This window comes from Enterococcus sp. DJ147D b, assembly GCF_058216655.1.
Genome location: NZ_CM177104.1, coordinates 382,207 through 400,655 on the forward strand (window position 1 = coordinate 382,207; position 18,449 = coordinate 400,655).

Annotated in this window: 16 protein-coding genes and 3 rRNA genes; 13 read left to right on the forward strand and 6 right to left on the reverse strand. The window is 39.2% G+C overall.

Translation table 11 applies throughout. The annotated features are described in order from the left end of the window. Positions 1 to 91 precede the first annotated feature (91 nt). Both AC4BD1_RS01860 and AC4BD1_RS01865 read left to right on the forward strand, forming a co-directional pair. On the forward strand, positions 92 to 304 hold the full coding sequence (locus AC4BD1_RS01860; RefSeq protein ID WP_206899307.1) for a hypothetical protein: 213 nt from the start codon (positions 92 to 94) through the stop codon (positions 302 to 304). Positions 305 to 453: 149 nt separating this feature from the next. Beyond that, positions 454 to 1,176, forward strand: a complete 723-nt coding sequence (locus AC4BD1_RS01865; protein ID WP_490466819.1) for a deoxynucleoside kinase — start codon at positions 454 to 456, stop codon at positions 1,174 to 1,176. A 73-nt stretch (positions 1,177 to 1,249) separates the two neighbouring features. Here AC4BD1_RS01865 and AC4BD1_RS01870 read toward each other — a convergent pair whose 3' ends face one another. After that, positions 1,250 to 1,933 carry a YoaK family protein gene (locus AC4BD1_RS01870; protein ID WP_206910924.1) on the reverse strand — a complete coding sequence of 228 codons (684 nt, stop codon included), beginning with the start codon at positions 1,931 to 1,933 and terminating at the stop codon, positions 1,250 to 1,252. Between the two features lie 223 nt (positions 1,934 to 2,156). On the opposite strand from AC4BD1_RS01870, the gene AC4BD1_RS01875 reads away from it, so the two are divergent. The 7 genes from AC4BD1_RS01875 to rrf all read left to right on the forward strand — a co-directional run bounded on the left by AC4BD1_RS01875 (position 2,157) and on the right by rrf (position 11,745). Next, on the forward strand, positions 2,157 to 4,322 hold the full coding sequence (locus tag AC4BD1_RS01875) for an ATP-dependent helicase (protein ID WP_490486008.1): 2,166 nt from the start codon (positions 2,157 to 2,159) through the stop codon (positions 4,320 to 4,322). A gap of 122 nt (positions 4,323 to 4,444) precedes the next feature. After that, the gene (locus tag AC4BD1_RS01880) at positions 4,445 to 4,855 is read left to right on the forward strand and encodes a Spx/MgsR family RNA polymerase-binding regulatory protein (protein WP_206910926.1); all 411 of its coding nucleotides are present in this window, start codon (positions 4,445 to 4,447) and stop codon (positions 4,853 to 4,855) included. A 26-nt stretch (positions 4,856 to 4,881) separates the two neighbouring features. Further along, positions 4,882 to 5,238: a Spx/MgsR family RNA polymerase-binding regulatory protein gene (locus tag AC4BD1_RS01885; RefSeq protein WP_490466820.1), complete on the forward strand. Its 357-nt coding sequence runs from the start codon at positions 4,882 to 4,884 to the stop codon at positions 5,236 to 5,238. A 196-nt stretch (positions 5,239 to 5,434) separates the two neighbouring features. Next, positions 5,435 to 6,367 (forward strand): alpha/beta fold hydrolase, encoded by a 933-nt coding sequence (locus tag AC4BD1_RS01890; protein WP_490485747.1) that lies wholly within the window; start codon positions 5,435 to 5,437, stop codon positions 6,365 to 6,367. A gap of 467 nt (positions 6,368 to 6,834) precedes the next feature. Then, positions 6,835 to 8,394, forward strand: a 16S ribosomal RNA gene (locus AC4BD1_RS01895). A gap of 229 nt (positions 8,395 to 8,623) precedes the next feature. After that, positions 8,624 to 11,537: ribosomal RNA gene (locus AC4BD1_RS01900) — 23S ribosomal RNA — on the forward strand. A gap of 92 nt (positions 11,538 to 11,629) precedes the next feature. Further along, a 5S ribosomal RNA gene (gene rrf / locus AC4BD1_RS01905) occupies positions 11,630 to 11,745 on the forward strand. Together the 16S, 23S and 5S rRNA genes form the textbook arrangement of a ribosomal RNA operon. A gap of 62 nt (positions 11,746 to 11,807) precedes the next feature. On the opposite strand, the gene AC4BD1_RS01910 is transcribed toward rrf, so the two are convergent. From AC4BD1_RS01910 to AC4BD1_RS01925, 4 genes are all read right to left on the reverse strand, one after another. After that, the gene (locus AC4BD1_RS01910; protein ID WP_206911055.1) at positions 11,808 to 12,284 is read right to left on the reverse strand and encodes a glutathione peroxidase; all 477 of its coding nucleotides are present in this window, start codon (positions 12,282 to 12,284) and stop codon (positions 11,808 to 11,810) included. Positions 12,285 to 12,377: 93 nt separating this feature from the next. Next, positions 12,378 to 12,836 carry an S-ribosylhomocysteine lyase gene (locus tag AC4BD1_RS01915; RefSeq protein WP_490466823.1) on the reverse strand — a complete coding sequence of 153 codons (459 nt, stop codon included), beginning with the start codon at positions 12,834 to 12,836 and terminating at the stop codon, positions 12,378 to 12,380. Positions 12,837 to 12,952: 116 nt separating this feature from the next. Then, complete coding sequence (locus AC4BD1_RS01920) at positions 12,953 to 14,104, reverse strand: cystathionine gamma-synthase (protein WP_206911060.1); 1,152 nt, start codon at positions 14,102 to 14,104, stop codon at positions 12,953 to 12,955. Between the two features lie 11 nt (positions 14,105 to 14,115). After that, complete coding sequence (locus AC4BD1_RS01925) at positions 14,116 to 15,033, reverse strand: PLP-dependent cysteine synthase family protein (RefSeq protein WP_490466825.1); 918 nt, start codon at positions 15,031 to 15,033, stop codon at positions 14,116 to 14,118. 428 nt (positions 15,034 to 15,461) lie between these two features. On the opposite strand from AC4BD1_RS01925, the gene efp reads away from it, so the two are divergent. Continuing rightward, on the forward strand, positions 15,462 to 16,025 hold the full coding sequence (gene efp, locus AC4BD1_RS01930) for an elongation factor P (protein ID WP_206898609.1): 564 nt from the start codon (positions 15,462 to 15,464) through the stop codon (positions 16,023 to 16,025). Positions 16,026 to 16,106: 81 nt separating this feature from the next. Here efp and AC4BD1_RS01935 read toward each other — a convergent pair whose 3' ends face one another. Then, complete coding sequence (locus AC4BD1_RS01935; RefSeq protein ID WP_206910487.1) at positions 16,107 to 16,379, reverse strand: hypothetical protein; 273 nt, start codon at positions 16,377 to 16,379, stop codon at positions 16,107 to 16,109. Positions 16,380 to 16,534: 155 nt separating this feature from the next. Between AC4BD1_RS01935 and AC4BD1_RS01940 the strand changes: the two genes are divergently transcribed. From AC4BD1_RS01940 to AC4BD1_RS01950, 3 genes are all read left to right on the forward strand, one after another. Continuing rightward, positions 16,535 to 17,203, forward strand: a complete 669-nt coding sequence (locus AC4BD1_RS01940; RefSeq protein ID WP_490485748.1) for an NAD(P)H-dependent oxidoreductase — start codon at positions 16,535 to 16,537, stop codon at positions 17,201 to 17,203. After that, positions 17,200 to 17,373, forward strand: coding sequence for a hypothetical protein (locus tag AC4BD1_RS01945; RefSeq protein WP_206910491.1), 174 nt, complete (start codon positions 17,200 to 17,202; stop codon positions 17,371 to 17,373). Before AC4BD1_RS01940 ends, AC4BD1_RS01945 begins: the two co-directional genes overlap by 4 nt. Before the next feature lie 108 nt (positions 17,374 to 17,481). Further along, entirely contained in the window at positions 17,482 to 18,387 is a 906-nt protein-coding gene (locus AC4BD1_RS01950; RefSeq protein ID WP_490485749.1) for a LysM peptidoglycan-binding domain-containing protein, read from the forward strand. Positions 18,388 to 18,449 lie beyond the last annotated feature (62 nt).

Consider the following 18,449-nt stretch of genomic DNA (forward strand, 5'->3'; position numbering starts at 1 on the left):
GTTAGAAAGGCTTTTTTTGAGCGTGTGAACTAATTTTTTATTTCTATGTTAAAAAAGTACTAACCTGATAAAAGGTGATGGAGGTATTCTTATGGAAAATGAACAATTATTTGAAGTAGGCGAAACTTACGAATTTCATTCGGATTTGTTTGAATCACCAGTCAAAGGGAAAATCGAAAAAATATATGAAAATAGTGTAATGATTCGCGTAATGAAATGTGCGACAGATGAAACTGAAACAGCTGATAATCTACAATGGCAGCTGATTGTTCGCAAATCGAACGCTTTAATTGAAAATAACTAAGTAAACAGGAACTAGTTGTTTTCAAATAGTTCAATTTTGTAATTAAAAAGACTAACTTTTCAAGAAATAGCAGAAAAATTGTTATTATCTAGTGAAAAGCTTGGTCTTTTTTTGTGTTAAAATAGGGAGCAGAATTTATAAAAGGAAGGATGCCGATAATTGTGATTATTGTTGCGGGAACTATCGGAGCTGGAAAAAGTACACTGACTGAAATGTTAGCACAAAATTTAGAAACTAAGCCATTTTATGAAAATGTTGAGGATAACGAGGTCTTACCTTTGTTCTACTCAAATCCAGAAAAGTATACTTTTTTATTACAAATTTTCTTTTTAAATAAACGATTTTTAGCAATCAAAGATGCGTTTGGTCATGATGATAATGTACTGGATCGCTCTATCTACGAAGACAGTTTGCTTTTTCATTTAAATGCGGATTTAGGAAGAGTATCAAAAGTAGAAGTTGAGCAATATCAAGGATTACTTGAGACGATGCTGAATGAACTAGAAGATATTGCACCCCAAAAAAAGCCAGACTTATTAGTTTATATTCGGGTTTCTTTTGAAACGATGCTAGAGCGCATCAAAAAGCGTGGACGGGAATACGAACAAATTGAACAAAATCCTGAGTTATTTTCTTATTATCAAGAATTAAACCGCCGTTATGAGAAATGGTTTGATGCGTTTGATGTCTGTCCCAAACTAGTGATAGATGGAGATCGTTATGACTTTGTAGCGGAACCAGAATGTGGTGAACAAATCGTTCAGTTGATTAAAGCCCGAGCTAAAGAGATGGGCGAGGTAGCAACGAACGAAAAAATTCAGTATACAACCTTAGTTCCAGAAGCAAAAGGAATTTTTTCTTGCGAAAAGTAAATAAGAAAAAGGCACGACAAAGATATTTCTGCTTTGTTGTGCCTTTTTAAATTAATCACTGTATTCCAATCGCTTAAAGTGGATATTGATTGGTTCTGAAGAACCGCCAAAGTTGAAATGTTTGGCTGAGGGCCATTACTAAAAAGAGAAATGATACTAATAAAATAGCTCGTGCGCCGAATAGATGGTAACAAAAAACGGAAGCGACTGCTCCTAAAATGAAAGCTAGTACAACTGTGAGAAAGTGAAAAAATTGGTCAAAATCAGATTTTTCTTTCGAAATCAAAAAATCATAAAGATTAGTTGCCACACCTTTCAAATTTCCGGTTGTAAAAAGATTTGTATAGGCACGTCCATTGATTTTGTCAAATGATACCCACTGGATTGCAGCTGTAAAGGCAATTAAAATTGTTACCAGTGAGGGATGGATATTGATTATTTTTAAGCTAACGATGAAAAAAATCAGTGCTTCATAATAAAGAACAAATAAACGCCAAAAATGCTTCTCACGTTTTTTAAAATAATCAATCAAAAACTTAGTTAATAAAATACCTATGAAAAAGAAAAGAGTTGATAACACCTTTTTTCCAAAACTAATCCATTCCCCGTCGAAGGCTTGAATAATTGCAAGAATAATATTACCAGTTTGTGCAGAAGCAAAAGCATCATAATGAATATAAGTATAACTATCCATTGCACCACCAATAAAAGTTAGTAACAGCCCGATAGTACGATCCTCGTGAAACGAAGTACGCATGATTTTTCCACCTTCAATTATTATTTTACTTAATTTAACTGCCTCTATCTTAGCATAATTTTCCGAAAAAAATGATAAATTTTCTGAAACAAAGTGATTGAATAACGGCGTTTCATTTTCAATAAAGGTCTGGTAGTATAAAGAAAACAAGAGTGACAAGATAAATAAGAAAATTTTGAAAAGAAAGTTGGTGGCACTAATTACTCAGCTAAATGAAAAAGAAATGTTACGGTTAAAAAATGAGCTGAAGTCTTGGAAAAACAGATACCATAAACTTCAACAAATCTTTCGACTACAAGAAGAGATAATTGCTAGTTATGAGGCTGCTTACGGGGAAGCACCTGGATTGATTGAAGAAGAACAGCCAGCTGATGTAGTGGATGATTCGTTTTTTAAAATGATGGAAAAACGATCTTATAATCAGTTTAACTTAGAGCAAAAAGCTGCAATCACCTACGATATGAAAAAAAATCTTCGTATTATTGCTGGTGCCGGCAGTGGCAAGACGCAAACGATTTGTGCAAAAGCAGTCTACTTGATGACCCAAAAACAAGTTGCTGAACAACGGATTTTGATGATTACATTTACTCGAAATGCAGCGAACGAATTGAAAAAAAGAGTGGATAATTTTAGCCAACATAAAACAGCGGTACATATCGGAACATTCCATAGTATTTTCTTTCGTCTTTACAATGAAATTTGTAAAGAATTTCCAGACATTGCGATGCAAGGTATCCATGGAGATTTTTCCAAAGATTCAAGCCAAAAAATTGGAGCAATTCTACAACACTTGATTCGTAAATATAATCTTTATTCTTTTGACCAGCATGGTGAGAAAAATTTGTCGGCACGTTTGGATTATTGGCAGAATATGAATCTTTCTGTAGAAGAAATTATCCATTTGGTAAAGGAAAAGTTTGATAGTACAGAAAAGAACACAAATCAACCACTTTCTGAGCGTATCGGACTGTTGATGATGGAGTTGAAAGAGTTAAAACAGCAACAACATCTAGCTGACTTTAATGATATTTTGCAAAACTTAAAAGAAGCATTAGCTAATGAAAATGTTCGCCAGTTTGTTGGTAAGAAGTATGACTTTTTATTTATTGATGAGTTTCAAGACACAAATCCCCTACAATGGGCAGTTGTAAAATTGATTACTAAAGGAACAAACATCAAGCTTGTCGTAGTTGGGGATGACGATCAAAGTATTTACGGGTTCCGCGGATCAGAGCCAGCCTACATCAAGGAATTTGAACAAGAATATCCGACTGAAACACTTTTTTTATTAACAAATTATCGTTCTCGTGCCGCGATTGTTCAAGGAGCAAACCGGTTGATTAGTTACAATAAGGGTGATCGCATTCCCAAAGCTATGATTCCTGCACAAAAAGAAGAGGGTGTTATGGAGGCCATTTCTTTTAAGGATTCACAAACAGAAAGCCAATGGGTGATTCGCCAGATTCAAACGTTTATCAGACAAAAAGGTAAATACAAAGAGTCTATTATTTTGTACCGTTCGCTTTCGCAAACACAAAAATTAGTCCAAAATCTTTTACAAACAGATATTCCATTCGTCCTTGAGGCAGATACACCTTATGAAGGGATTTTTGGTGTACGAAACTTTCAACAACTATATAGAAGACTTCTTGACTGGCAAAGAGCAACAACTGGTCAGAAAAAAGATCAAAACTACCAACAAATTTTGAGGCAAATCATGATTAATTGCTACTTGAAAAAATCAGAATGTGATCGTTTCTTCTTCCAAAAGCACTCAGATAATGAACTCACTACGTACATTATTCAAGCGAAACCCTCATTAAAATCACGGCATAAGGAATTTCAACAATTAGTAAAAGAATTGCAAGATTTCACTCAGCAACCAAGAAAAAACATGTACCTGTTTTGGCAACTATTTATCAATCTTCCACGAGTAAAGAAAGAACTCGAGCAAGGAGAGCGTGATTGGTTACTAGAAGAAATCAAAAAACAACCAACTTTACCACAATTGATTGACTTAGAAAAATCGATTCAATCTCAAGCAAAACAACTAAAAACACGTTTGATTGCTTACCGACAAGGGAAATTAGATGCGTTATGTATTCAGAGTATCCATAAAAGTAAAGGGTTGAGCTATAGAAATGTTTTCTTGATCGGCTGTAATGAAGGAGCATTGCCACATAACGGTGCAGCAGAAAAAGAAGCCGTCTCATCTGAGGAAATCAAAGTGGAGCCTGTGACGACGATTGAGGAAGAACGTCGCTTATTTTATGTTGCGATGACTCGGGCTCGAAATCGGCTGTATTTGTGTGTGCCGCAGCTGAAAGGAAATAGGCAGTTAAAGCCCTCTCGTTTTATTAAAGAATCGGGTATTCAATTAAGAAAATAACTAAAAAGACTATGATGCACTAGATACTTGCGTCATAGTTTTTTTTAGTTTGGTTAGCGAATGAGTGGTCTTTTTTTTATAATTCAGTTAAAATGGGATTATAATTAAAGAGGAGTGAGAAAATGATAAAAGTATACACCTCACCTAGTTGTACTTCTTGTCGTAAAGCTAGAGCATGGTTACAAACGAATCAACTTGAGTTTGAAGAAAAAAACATTTTTGTCGATCCGTTACTTGAAGAAGAAATAAAAGAAATTCTAGCAGCAACTGAAGGCGGGGTTGAGGATGTTATTTCCACTCGGTCAAAAATTTATGAAAAATTGTGTTTAGATTTCAATGAACTAACACTTAAGCAAATGATTGTATTGTTTAAAGAGTATCCTTCGCTGATTCGTCGTCCTATTCTAATTGATGAAAAGAGAATTCTGATTGGTTTTAATGAGGATGAAATTCGTTCATTCGTTCCTAGAGAAACCCGCTGTGTTGAACGAAACCTAATTTATTTGCAAGACTATGGTACGGTAAACTCATGACCAACTAAAAGAAAGAGGGAGGTCCTGTGAAAATAAAAGTATTTGGATCGAAAGATTGTTTAACTTGTTTGAAAGCTAAAAAGTGGTTAGAAAATCATCGTTTAGCTTATCAATTCGTTGACTTAGAAAAAACAACATTAAGTATACAAGATGCTAAAGAGCTATGTAGCTTTAAAGAAGTTCAAGCAACACAGCTATTTGCTACTTGGTCTGAAGCATTTCTTAAAATGCAAGTGGATCTATCAAACTTAAAAGATTCTCAGCTAATGTCACTTTGTAGAGAACATACAGAAATTTTGAGACGTCCATTGATTATTATTGATGATGTTTTATTTATTGGATATGATGAACAATTGTTAGAGCAACTAGTCGTTCATGAATAAGATTGAGTAAAGAGCAGAGTGTAACCGTCTCTGCTCTTTTTATTGTTTCTAACATTTTAAAATTATTGTATAGAAGCAAAGACCGATACTTGCAATCGCTTTAAGGAATCATTATAGTTAACTGTTGATTAGTTAACTATAATGATTGAGATGAACGATAATTAATTATATAGAAGAAAAGTGAGGAACTTTTTATATGAAAAGACAAGTACAGTTTCTATCTGCTGACGAAAAAACTACGATAGAAGTAAGTTGCTGGTATCCTCAACAACAGCCGGTGGCAACTTTACAGATTGTCCATGGGATGGTTGAGTTTATCGAACGATATGATTTATTTGCTGACTATCTCAACCAAAAAGGAATCATTGTGATGGGGCACGATCATTTAGGACACGGACATTCTATCCAATCTAAGGAATATTTTGGTCATTTTGCAGATAAAAATGGTTCAGAGTTTTTACTTTCAGATATTCATACAGTGAACGAAAAAATCAAGGAACAATATCCAACGCTACCGCATTTTATTTTGGGACATAGTATGGGCTCTTTTTTGGTAAGAAATTATTTGGCACAGTTTGAGACAGATTTTTCTGGGGTAATTATTATGGGAACTGGGTGGCACAATCCTAAAGAAATGAGAGCTGCTGAAGCAATTGCTTCTACAATCGCTTCTGTTCATGGAGCGAAATATCGTTCAAAATTTCTAGATCAATTAGCATTTGGCGGTTTTAATCGACAATTTGAACCAGCAAGAACGTCAAAAGATTGGCTTACGCGTGATCAAACAGAGGTGGATAAGTATCTGTTTGACCCAAGAACACAATTTATTTTTACCGCTGCTTCTTATAAAGAGTTATTCCGGTTAGTTCGACAAGCGTGTAGTCTTGATCAAGTAAAGCAAATTTCAGATTCGCTTCCAATGCTAGTTGTTTCGGGAGCAAAAGATCCAGTAGGTGCGAATGGTCGAGGTGTTCGAACTTTCATCCAAGCAATGAAAGAATATACTACTAGTCAATTAACACTTTTGCTATATGAGGAAGCGCGCCATGAACTACTTAATGAAATCAACCAAGAGGTGGTGTACCAAGACCTTTATTTTTGGTTAAAAAAATATATTGATACTTATTGACAGGTAAAAAATTACATGATATATTTATTCCCGTTGTTGCGAAAGTAACATTCATGAAACTTTCGTAAATAACATGAAAAATAGTTGTTGACTTGTGAGTTATCACATGATAAGATAACTAAGTCGTTTAGAAAGAACTTCTTAAGAAGCATGATTTCATCAAGAAAAGCTTCAAAAAAATTCTTGACAAATAACAAATGATGCGATATGATAAATGAGTTGCCGAAAGATTTCTTAAACGAAATCGGAAAAACTTTTTCAAAAAAGAGTTGACATTTAAACGTCGCTCTGATATGATATAAAAGTTGCTACGGCAATTTAAGTAGACCTTTGAAAACTGAACAAAGTAAGACAAACCAAATGTGTAGGGCGTCTTGATTCAATTCAAGACAACAAACATTTTTAAACAGCAAGCAATATGCTAGCAAACAAATTGAGCTTAACAATCGAAAGATTGTTCTAACTTTTATTATGAGAGTTTGATCCTGGCTCAGGACGAACGCTGGCGGCGTGCCTAATACATGCAAGTCGTACGCTTTTTCTTTCACCGGAGCTTGCTCCACTGAAAGAAAAGGAGTGGCGAACGGGTGAGTAACACGTGGGTAACCTGCCCATCAGAAGGGGATAACACTTGGAAACAGGTGCTAATACCGTATAACAATCGAAACCGCATGGTTTTGATTTGAAAGGCGCTTTCGGGTGTCGCTGATGGATGGACCCGCGGTGCATTAGCTAGTTGGTGAGGTAACGGCTCACCAAGGCCACGATGCATAGCCGACCTGAGAGGGTGATCGGCCACATTGGGACTGAGACACGGCCCAAACTCCTACGGGAGGCAGCAGTAGGGAATCTTCGGCAATGGACGAAAGTCTGACCGAGCAACGCCGCGTGAGTGAAGAAGGTTTTCGGATCGTAAAACTCTGTTGTTAGAGAAGAACAAGGATGAGAGTAACTGTTCATCCCTTGACGGTATCTAACCAGAAAGCCACGGCTAACTACGTGCCAGCAGCCGCGGTAATACGTAGGTGGCAAGCGTTGTCCGGATTTATTGGGCGTAAAGCGAGCGCAGGCGGTTTCTTAAGTCTGATGTGAAAGCCCCCGGCTCAACCGGGGAGGGTCATTGGAAACTGGGAGACTTGAGTGCAGAAGAGGAGAGTGGAATTCCATGTGTAGCGGTGAAATGCGTAGATATATGGAGGAACACCAGTGGCGAAGGCGACTCTCTGGTCTGTAACTGACGCTGAGGCTCGAAAGCGTGGGGAGCAAACAGGATTAGATACCCTGGTAGTCCACGCCGTAAACGATGAGTGCTAAGTGTTGGAGGGTTTCCGCCCTTCAGTGCTGCAGCTAACGCATTAAGCACTCCGCCTGGGGAGTACGACCGCAAGGTTGAAACTCAAAGGAATTGACGGGGGCCCGCACAAGCGGTGGAGCATGTGGTTTAATTCGAAGCAACGCGAAGAACCTTACCAGGTCTTGACATCCTTTGACCACTCTAGAGATAGAGCTTCCCCTTCGGGGGCAAAGTGACAGGTGGTGCATGGTTGTCGTCAGCTCGTGTCGTGAGATGTTGGGTTAAGTCCCGCAACGAGCGCAACCCTTATTGTTAGTTGCCATCATTAAGTTGGGCACTCTAGCAAGACTGCCGGTGACAAACCGGAGGAAGGTGGGGATGACGTCAAATCATCATGCCCCTTATGACCTGGGCTACACACGTGCTACAATGGGAAGTACAACGAGTCGCGAAGTCGCGAGGCTAAGCTAATCTCTTAAAGCTTCTCTCAGTTCGGATTGTAGGCTGCAACTCGCCTACATGAAGCCGGAATCGCTAGTAATCGCGGATCAGCACGCCGCGGTGAATACGTTCCCGGGCCTTGTACACACCGCCCGTCACACCACGAAAGTTTGTAACACCCGAAGTCGGTGAGGTAACCTTTTGGAGCCAGCCGCCTAAGGTGGGATAGATGATTGGGGTGAAGTCGTAACAAGGTAGCCGTATCGGAAGGTGCGGCTGGATCACCTCCTTTCTAAGGAATATTACGGAGACTACACAGGTTTGTCATTATTACTTTGTTCAGTTTTGAGAGGTTTACTCTCAAAACATTTTGTTCATTGAAAACTGGATATTTGAAGTAAGATCAAAACAAACCGAGAACACCGCGTTGAATGAGTTTTTTAATAAGTTCAATTGCTTATTTTTCTTGACACGTTTCTATCGCTAGAAATGAAGTCAAAACCCAACCGTAAGGTTGATAAGGTTAAGTGAATAAGGGCGCACGGTGGATGCCTTGGCACTAGGAGCCGATGAAGGACGGGACTAACACCGATATGCTTTGGGGAGCTGTACGTAAGCTATGATCCAGAGATTTCCGAATGGGGGAACCCAGCATCTTTTATAGGATGTTACAAATATGTGAATACATAGCATATTTGAGGTAGACGCAGAGAACTGAAACATCTAAGTACCTGCAGGAAGAGAAAGAAAATTCGATTCCCTGAGTAGCGGCGAGCGAAACGGGAAAAGCCCAAACCAACAAGCTTGCTTGTTGGGGTTGTAGGACTCCGATATGGTAGTTTTTTCAGATAATCGAATGACTTGGAAAAGTCAGTCAAAGAGGGTAAAAACCCCGTAGATGAAATTTGGAAAGCACCTAGGAGGATCCTGAGTACGGCGGAACACGAGGAATTCCGTCGGAATCCGGGAGGACCATCTCCCAAGGCTAAATACTCCCTAGTGACCGATAGTGAACCAGTACCGTGAGGGAAAGGTGAAAAGCACCCCGGAAGGGGAGTGAAATAGAACCTGAAACCGTGTGCCTACAACAAGTCAAAGCCCGTTAATGGGTGATGGCGTGCCTTTTGTAGAATGAACCGGCGAGTTACGATTGCATGCGAGGTTAAGTCGAAGAGACGGAGCCGTAGCGAAAGCGAGTCTGAATAGGGCGTTTGAGTATGTAGTCGTAGACCCGAAACCATGTGATCTACCCATGTCCAGGTTGAAGGTGCGGTAAAACGCACTGGAGGACCGAACCCACGTACGTTGAAAAGTGCGGGGATGAGGTGTGGGTAGCGGAGAAATTCCAAACGAACTTGGAGATAGCTGGTTCTCTCCGAAATAGCTTTAGGGCTAGCCTCGGAATTGAGAATGATGGAGGTAGAGCACTGTTTGGACTAGGGGCCCATCTCGGGTTACCGAATTCAGATAAACTCCGAATGCCATTCATTCATATCCGGGAGTCAGACTGTGAGTGATAAGATCCATAGTCGAAAGGGAAACAGCCCAGACCACCAGCTAAGGTCCCAAAATATATGTTAAGTGGAAAAGGATGTGGGGTTGCACAGACAACTAGGATGTTGGCTCAGAAGCAGCCACCATTTAAAGAGTGCGTAATAGCTCACTAGTCGAGTGACCCTGCGCCGAAAATGTACCGGGGCTAAACATATTACCGAAGCTGTGGATAACACCTATGGTGTTATGGTAGGAGAGCGTTCTAAGGGCGTTGAAGGTAGATCGTGAGGACTACTGGAGCGCTTAGAAGTGAGAATGCCGGTATGAGTAGCGAAAGACAGGTGAGAATCCTGTCCACCGAATGACTAAGGTTTCCTGGGGAAGGCTCGTCCGCCCAGGGTTAGTCGGGACCTAAGCCGAGGCCGAAAGGCGTAGGCGATGGATAACAGGTTGATATTCCTGTACCCGTTGTTTTTGTTTGAGCAATGGAGGGACGCAGGAGGCTAAGGAAAGCAGACGATTGGAAATGTCTGTCCAAGCAGTAAGTCTTAGGTTGAGTCAAATGCTTAATCTTTTAAGGACAAGCTGTGATGGGGAGGGAAATAATAGTACCGAAGTTCCTGATGTCACACTGCCAAGAAAAGCTTCTAGTGAGAAAACAATGGCCCGTACCGCAAACCGACACAGGTAGTCGAGGAGAGAATCCTAAGGTGAGCGAGAGAACTCTCGTTAAGGAACTCGGCAAAATGACCCCGTAACTTCGGGAGAAGGGGTGCTGATCGTCAGATCAGCCGCAGTGAATAGGCCCAAGCGACTGTTTATCAAAAACACAGGTCTCTGCAAAATCGTAAGATGAAGTATAGGGGCTGACGCCTGCCCGGTGCTGGAAGGTTAAGAGGAGTGCTTAGCGTAAGCGAAGGTACGAATTGAAGCCCCAGTAAACGGCGGCCGTAACTATAACGGTCCTAAGGTAGCGAAATTCCTTGTCGGGTAAGTTCCGACCCGCACGAAAGGCGTAACGATTTGGGCACTGTCTCAACGAGAGACTCGGTGAAATTTTAGTACCTGTGAAGATGCAGGTTACCCGCGACAGGACGGAAAGACCCCATGGAGCTTTACTGTAGTTTGATATTGAGTGTCTGTACCGCATGTACAGGATAGGTAGGAGCCGTAGAAATCGGAACGCTAGTTTCGATGGAGGCGCTGGTGGGATACTACCCCTGCGTTATGGCCACTCTAACCCGCACCACTAATCGTGGTGGGAGACAGTGTCAGATGGGCAGTTTGACTGGGGCGGTCGCCTCCTAAAAGGTAACGGAGGCGCCCAAAGGTTCCCTCAGAATGGTTGGAAATCATTCGAAGAGTGTAAAGGCAGAAGGGAGCTTGACTGCGAGACCAACAAGTCGAGCAGGGACGAAAGTCGGGCTTAGTGATCCGGTGGTTCCGCATGGAAGGGCCATCGCTCAACGGATAAAAGCTACCCTGGGGATAACAGGCTTATCTCCCCCAAGAGTCCACATCGACGGGGAGGTTTGGCACCTCGATGTCGGCTCGTCGCATCCTGGGGCTGTAGTCGGTCCCAAGGGTTGGGCTGTTCGCCCATTAAAGCGGCACGCGAGCTGGGTTCAGAACGTCGTGAGACAGTTCGGTCCCTATCCGTCGCGGGCGTTGGAAATTTGAGAGGAGCTGTCCTTAGTACGAGAGGACCGGGATGGACTTACCGCTGGTGTACCAGTTGTTCTGCCAAGGGCATTGCTGGGTAGCTATGTAGGGAAGGGATAAACGCTGAAAGCATCTAAGTGTGAAGCCCACCTCAAGATGAGATTTCCCATTTCTTTAAGAAAGTAAGATCCCTGAGAGATGATCAGGTAGATAGGTCAGAAGTGGAAGTACAGTGATGTATGGAGCGGACTGATACTAATCGATCGAGGACTTAACCAAGAATGGTAAAAGAAAAAACTCGGAAGAGTTTGAGATTACTTCAAATCCAGTTTTGAGTGAGCAAAAGCAAACTCAATAAGATAACACCACAGTGTGGTGGCGATAGCGAGAAGGATACACCTGTAACCATGCCGAACACAGAAGTTAAGCTTCTTAGCGCCGATTGTAGTGAGGGGTTGCCCCTTGTGAGAGTAGGACGTCGCCACGCAACGGTAAAAAAACAGATGAGCAATTAAGCTCATCTGTTTTTTTGTATTCTTTTTACTATGATTATTCAGCAAGAAGTTTCTCAATGTCATCAACCATTTTTTCAGGAGAAGTTTGTGGAGCAAAACGTTTAACGACGTTCCCATTTTTATCAATTAAGAATTTAGTGAAATTCCATTTAATTGCATTGGTCATGGTACCTGGTGCATTTTCCTTCAAATAGGCGAATAATGGATCAGTAGTTTCCCCATTCACTTCGACTAATTGATGCATCGGAAATGAAACTCCATAAGTCGTTCGACAGGCTTGTGCCGCTTCTTCAGCAGAATCTAGTTCTTGTTTAAATTGGTTAGACGGAAAGCCTAAAACAACCAATCCTTTTTCTTTATAAGTAGTGTAAATTTGTTCAAGTTGTTCAAATTGTGGTGCAAGTCCGCATTTTGTTGCAGTATTAACGATGATCATTGGATGATTCTGGTAGTTGCTTAAAGAATAAGTGGTTCCATTTTCTAAAGTCGCATCAAAATCATAAACTGTCATAAAAATTCTCCTTTACGAATTGAGTAAGTACACATTTATTATAGAACAAAAAAACTGAGAAGCTTATGTAAAAGCTCTCAGTTTTTTGTTCAATTATGCAAAGACTTCAGACCATTCGTCGCGTTTTGCTAAGAATTCACGTGCTAACTCTTGTGCACCTTCTAAAGTATGGCTTGCAGCCCAACCACATTGTGTTTCATTACTTGCAGGCACTTCAGTAGCTTCAAGTACATCATTCATTGTCTTTTCTAAAACATCTAGTACATCATCATAGCTTTCATGATTTAGCACAGTTAAGTAAAATCCTGTTTGGCAACCCATTGGAGACCAGTCCACAATGTAGTCAGCATGATTACGAATTAGTTCAGCAGTTAAATGTTCAAGTGAATGTAAGCTGGGCATATCCATATGCTCTTTGTTTGGTTGCTTGAAGCGGACATCGTATTTAATGATTACATCACCATTTTCACCAGTTTTGCGATCTGCAACACGGATATAAGGTGCTTTTACTTTTGTGTGATCTAGATTGAAACTTTCAACGTTCATTTTCATGTAAATTACCTCGATTCATTTTTTGTTCAGTGGTGATAGCTAAATTCTAACATTTATTTGGACTAAGTTGTAGGTACATCCATGATTTTTAACCTTATTTCTATAAATAAGAACATTTACTTAGTGATTTTTATTTTATCAAGCGCTTGAGTTAAGTCTGCTAATAGATCCTCTACATGTTCGATACCTACAGAAAGACGAATCAATCCATCTTTGATTCCCGCTTTTTCCCGTTTATCTTTTGGAATAGAAGCATGTGTCATAATCGAAGGAACTTCAACTAAACTTTCCACGCCGCCTAAACTTTCTGCTAGAATAAATAATTTTAATGATTCAACAAAAGGTACTGCTTCTGCATCTTCTTTTAAGTCAAAAGAAACCATACCGCTGAAACCACTCATTTGTGCTTTTGCAATCTGATAGTTTGGATGGCTTGTTAGTCCAGGGTAATAAACAGTTTCAACAGCTGGATGATTTTCAAGAAAATTTGCTACTGCCAAAGCATTTTTTTGATGTGCTTCCATTCGCACACTTAGAGTTTTGATCCCTCGTTGGATAAGCCAACTATCCTGAGGGCCTAAGACTGCGCCTATCGCATTTTGTAAAAAACCAATTCTTTCTGCTAATTCTGCTTTATTAGTGGTGACTAAACCAGCAACAACATCACTGTGCCCGCCGAGATATTTTGTTCCACTGTGAACGACGATGTCTGCACCAAGTGCTAGTGGCTGTTGGAAATAAGGTGTCGCAAATGTATTGTCAACAATCGTTAAAAGATCATGTTTTTTTGCTATGGCAAGACTGGTTTTTAAATCAGTGATTTTAAGAAGTGGATTACTTGGTGTTTCAAGGTAGAGTGCCTTAGTGTTTGACTGAATCGCTTGTTCAATTTGGTTAAGATCACTTGTATCAATAATTGTGTACACTAAGCCAATTTTAGAAAATACTTTATCAACTAGTCGAAAAGTTCCGCCATAAACATCATCACCAAGTAAGACGTGATCACCGGGTTCAAATAGCGAGAAAACCGTATGGATTCCTGCCAAACCGGAGGAGAAGGCAAAACCTTGAATTCCGCCCTCAAGGTCTGCAATTAGTTCTTCCAATGCGAACCGTGTAGGGTTACCTGAACGAGAATACTCGTATTTTTTTGGTTGACCAACACCATTTTGTCGATAAGTGGATGTTTGATAAATTGGAACGCTCACGGCACCTGTAGTTTGGTCTTCACTAATACCACCATGAATTAATTTTGTTTGAATATGCATGATAATTCCTCCTATAAATAAATGTTTTTTGAAAGATAACGGTCACTTGCATCTGGGAAAATAGTTACGATTGAGCTTCCTGCTGGCAATCGTTGTGCTTCTTTGAGTGCTGCTGCAAAGGCGGCACCACTTGAACTGCCAACTAATAATCCTTGATTCTTAGCCAAAGCACGCGTGTAATAAAATCCTTCCTCATCTGAAATAGTTTCAAAACGAGTAATAGGTAAGGAGTCAAGAAATGGAGGAATGAATTCCACACCAATTCCTTCGATTTCATGAGAACCTGCTTTACCACCATTTAAAATCGAGCCCTCCGGTTCCACACCAATTAGTTGAATATCACTTAGTTGTTCCTTAAGATAACTTGCTGTGCCAGAAAAAGTACCTCCACTACCAATTCCGGCTACAAAACTATCCATTTTTCCTGCTAGTTCGTCAACTAATTCTGGCCCGAGTGTGTGATAATAAGTGGCTGGATTATCAGGATTTTCAAATTGTTTTGGTAGATAAACGTTTTCTAATTCAGCTGCTAATTCCTGGCTTTTTTTGATAGCACCGAGCATTCCGAGCGAAGTAGGTGTATGAATGATCTCTGCACCTAACGCTTTCATAAGCTGTTGTTTTTCAATACTAAACTTTTCTGGTACTACAAAAATCGTTTTTAAACGATAATTTAAAGCAGCTAAGGCTAACCCAATTCCGGTATTGCCGGCGGTTGGTTCAATGATTGTTGTATCTTGATTGATTTTTCCAGTTTTCAATCCTTGCTCAATCAAATAAAGACCTAGTCGATCTTTGACGCTACCTCCAGGATTCAAATATTCAAGTTTTGCATAGATTTTAGATCCTTTTGGTATTGCATATGCATTGTGTGTAAATTCAAATAAAGGTGTTTTGCCAATATAGTCTTGAATCCTTGTTAATATCATAGCTTCCTCCTAAAAAATTCGATAAAAAAGGAGCTGACTATTAAATCAGCTCCTAACTATCATAAATTAATCATGTATTCCAAGAGAATACACGTAAATTATGAAGGGCAGTTAATAGACACGACAAATAGTATGCTGCTTTTTTGCACCATACAACAACAAGTAGTCAATTGGACAAAGTTATGTTGTTTGACCATCATGTCTGTTCCTCCAGTAATATTTTCATCAAAAATAGCATGAAAAAATATCAGAGTCAAAGTATTTGATGGTTTTTAGTGATAGGAATAATTGAATAGGGTGCATGATAAAGTGGATCACAGAAGCAAATGAAGAAGTGTTGCTAGATAAAAATGAAGATTTGCTAGTTTTATCCACTGTTGTTTGATACAATAAAAAAGATGATGATAAACAAAAAAGGAGCAATTTAAATGATTTCAGCAAGCGATTTAAAAGCCGGTATGACATTTGTACAAGATGGAAAATTAATTAAAGTTTTAGACGCAAGTCACCACAAACCCGGTAAAGGAAATACGGTTATGCGTATGAAACTAAAAGATGTTCGTTCTGGTGCAACATATGATACAACTTTCCGCCCAGAAGAAAAATTTGAAAAAGCACACATTGATACAAAAGCAGTTCAATACTTATACACAATGGATGATACAGCATTCTTCATGGATTTAGAAACATATGAACAATATGAAATTCCTGTTGAAACAGTTGAAGAAGAAATGAAATACATCTTAGAAAATATGGAAGTAAAAATCCAATTTTTCGGTAGCGAAGTAATTGGTGTACAATTACCAACAACTGTTGTTTTACGTGTTGTTGAAACACAACCTTCAATCAAAGGTGCAACAGTAACTGGTTCAGGCAAACCAGCGACAATGGAAACTGGCTTAGTTGTCAACGTTCCTGACTTTGTTGAAGTAGATGAATTATTAGAAATCAACACAGCTGAAGGTTCTTATATCAAACGTGCCTCAAAATAATGAAAGAAAAAAAGTGCCGCAAAGACCTACTCAGGTCTTTGCGGCACTTTTTTCTAAGGAGGAAATCATTTTTAAACTTCATCAGAACGTGACAGTGGTATCTTCATTGGTAATTAGTTGAATAACATGAGCCAAAAATTTTTCAGGATCTTCTCCTGTTAATTTTTCCTCACGTTTCCCATCGAGTAAATGATACATCTTTTGATCATCTTGTAAGAGATAGTAGTCATTTTCACCTTCAATATGGAATGCTTGAAGATCATCTGGAAATTCAATATGGATGTCAATTACGCTGATACCACCCAAACGACTGGTCAAATAATCTTCTACTTCTTTTGCTGTTACAGTTTTCATATTTTTCGCCTCTTTGTTTTAATAATTTTATTATATACCTATCAAAAAAGATTGGGGTAAAAAACGTCTTGCTGAAATTGAAGCATAATGATCAACGAAGTTCATCTGTTATGCTAAACTATGAAACAGTACGAAGAAGAAAGGACGTAATCGTGATGAAGACATTAGTAATTGTCAGCCATCCCAATCTTCAAGAATCATTGAATCAACAATTTTTTAAAGAGGCATCCAAATCGCTTGCGATTACATGGCATCATTTAGAATCTGTCTATCCAACCGGAGAAATCAACTTAAATGACGAATTAGCGTTGTTAGCGATGCATGATCGAATCATCTTTCAATTTCCTCTTTATTGGTATAGCGCGCCTGCACACTTAAAAATATGGCAAGACACAGTTTTGGCTAAAGCAAGTAAAGTATTGAAAGGGAAAGAATTTGGTGTCGTAGTAACGACTGGTGTGGCGGAAAAAGAATATCAAGCAGGTGGTAAAGAAGAGTTCACCTTGTCTGAATTTTTGCGCCCGTATCAGCGAATTGCTCACAAATTTCAAATGAACTATTTACCTCCATTTGTGTTAGCACAATTTATGTATCAGACTTCTGAGGTACGATTTGAACGCTTGATTGCTTATCAGCAATATCTTTCTTTAACTAGAAAACCAAGTCTTGTTCAGCGAATCAACTGGTTTCTTGAGCAGATAGAAAAAAAATCGTATTTTTCAGAACCGCAAAAGTCCTATCTCCTAGATGGCTTAAAAGAACAACAAGAAATGATCGAAGACTTGACTTTCACACTGAGGGAATTAAAGGAGGAAAATGAATGAATAGTGAGTGGTTACAACAACAAATTGATGAGCTCAATGAAAAAAATGTTCATTATGAAGATGCTGCTTTGTTATTTGAATTGAAAAAATTAGTCAAAGAAAGCGATGAGCGTATCACTCAACTTCAGGGAGAAATTGATGGGAAATCATGGAATCATCGTGAATGGTAAAAACGATTAGAAAATTTTAAGAAAAAAATGTGCATAACTATTGTTATTTGTTACAATGAAGATAAGGCATAACACTATTTTTAACATAAATTATTGGTGGTGAACTTATTGAAAAATAAAAATGAACGAGAAGAAAATGTTCGGATGTCTAGAAGACGTCAGCAAAAGCAACGAATGCAAAAAAGATTATTGATTATTGGTGCTTGCTTGGCAGCAGTCTTGGTGATTGGTGGCTCAGTTTGGGGATTGACGCAGTTCGGAAAATCAAATTCTAGTGCCGAAGAAACGCTTGAAACAACTGTTTCTTCGACGCCAAAAAATGAAAAAAAAGAGAAGAAAAAACAAACCAAACAAGCGACAAAAACAACGGATAGTTCAACAAAAGCATCAACAGAAACAAGTAGTACAGACAAAGAGTCAGCTGATGAACTACAAACAATTCTAACGACTTACTCAAAAAAATTAGCGGAACAAACACCGATCTTGATTGATGAATACCAAACAGAAATCCAATCAAATCAAAATGGGGTTGCAGGATTATCTTCGATTGCGAATCAGAAAGCATTAGCGCTGCAAGCAATTTCAAATGAAGGAATCAGCAAATTAAAAGCTGCACACCAAGCAGATACTTCTTCAACTGTCGATATCAATGCTTTAGTTGATCAATTATCAAGTAAGTACACAACTGAAGTAGCAAAAATATCAGATATTTATTTACGGACAAGTAGCGCGCTACAAGCTGAAGAAGCGAACAAGCAAGAAACAAGTAGTTCAACTTCAGAAGAAACAATGACTTCAGCAGACGAACCGACGGCTGAAACAATAAATAGTCAAACGACCGATACCTCAGAGGCTGGGACAAGTCAAGCTGCAACAACTGTTGTCTTAGCCGGTGAAGGCCCTAATCAAGTTGCACAACGTACGGGTGTACCAGTGGAAACGATCTTAGCGCTGAATGGGATGACGATGGATGATTACTTCTTAACTCCGGGCGCTGTCCTTCAACTGCAATAAGTAAAAAAAACTGCGAGATGTTACTACCTCTAGAAAATTTCTTTTCAAGAGTAGAACAGACT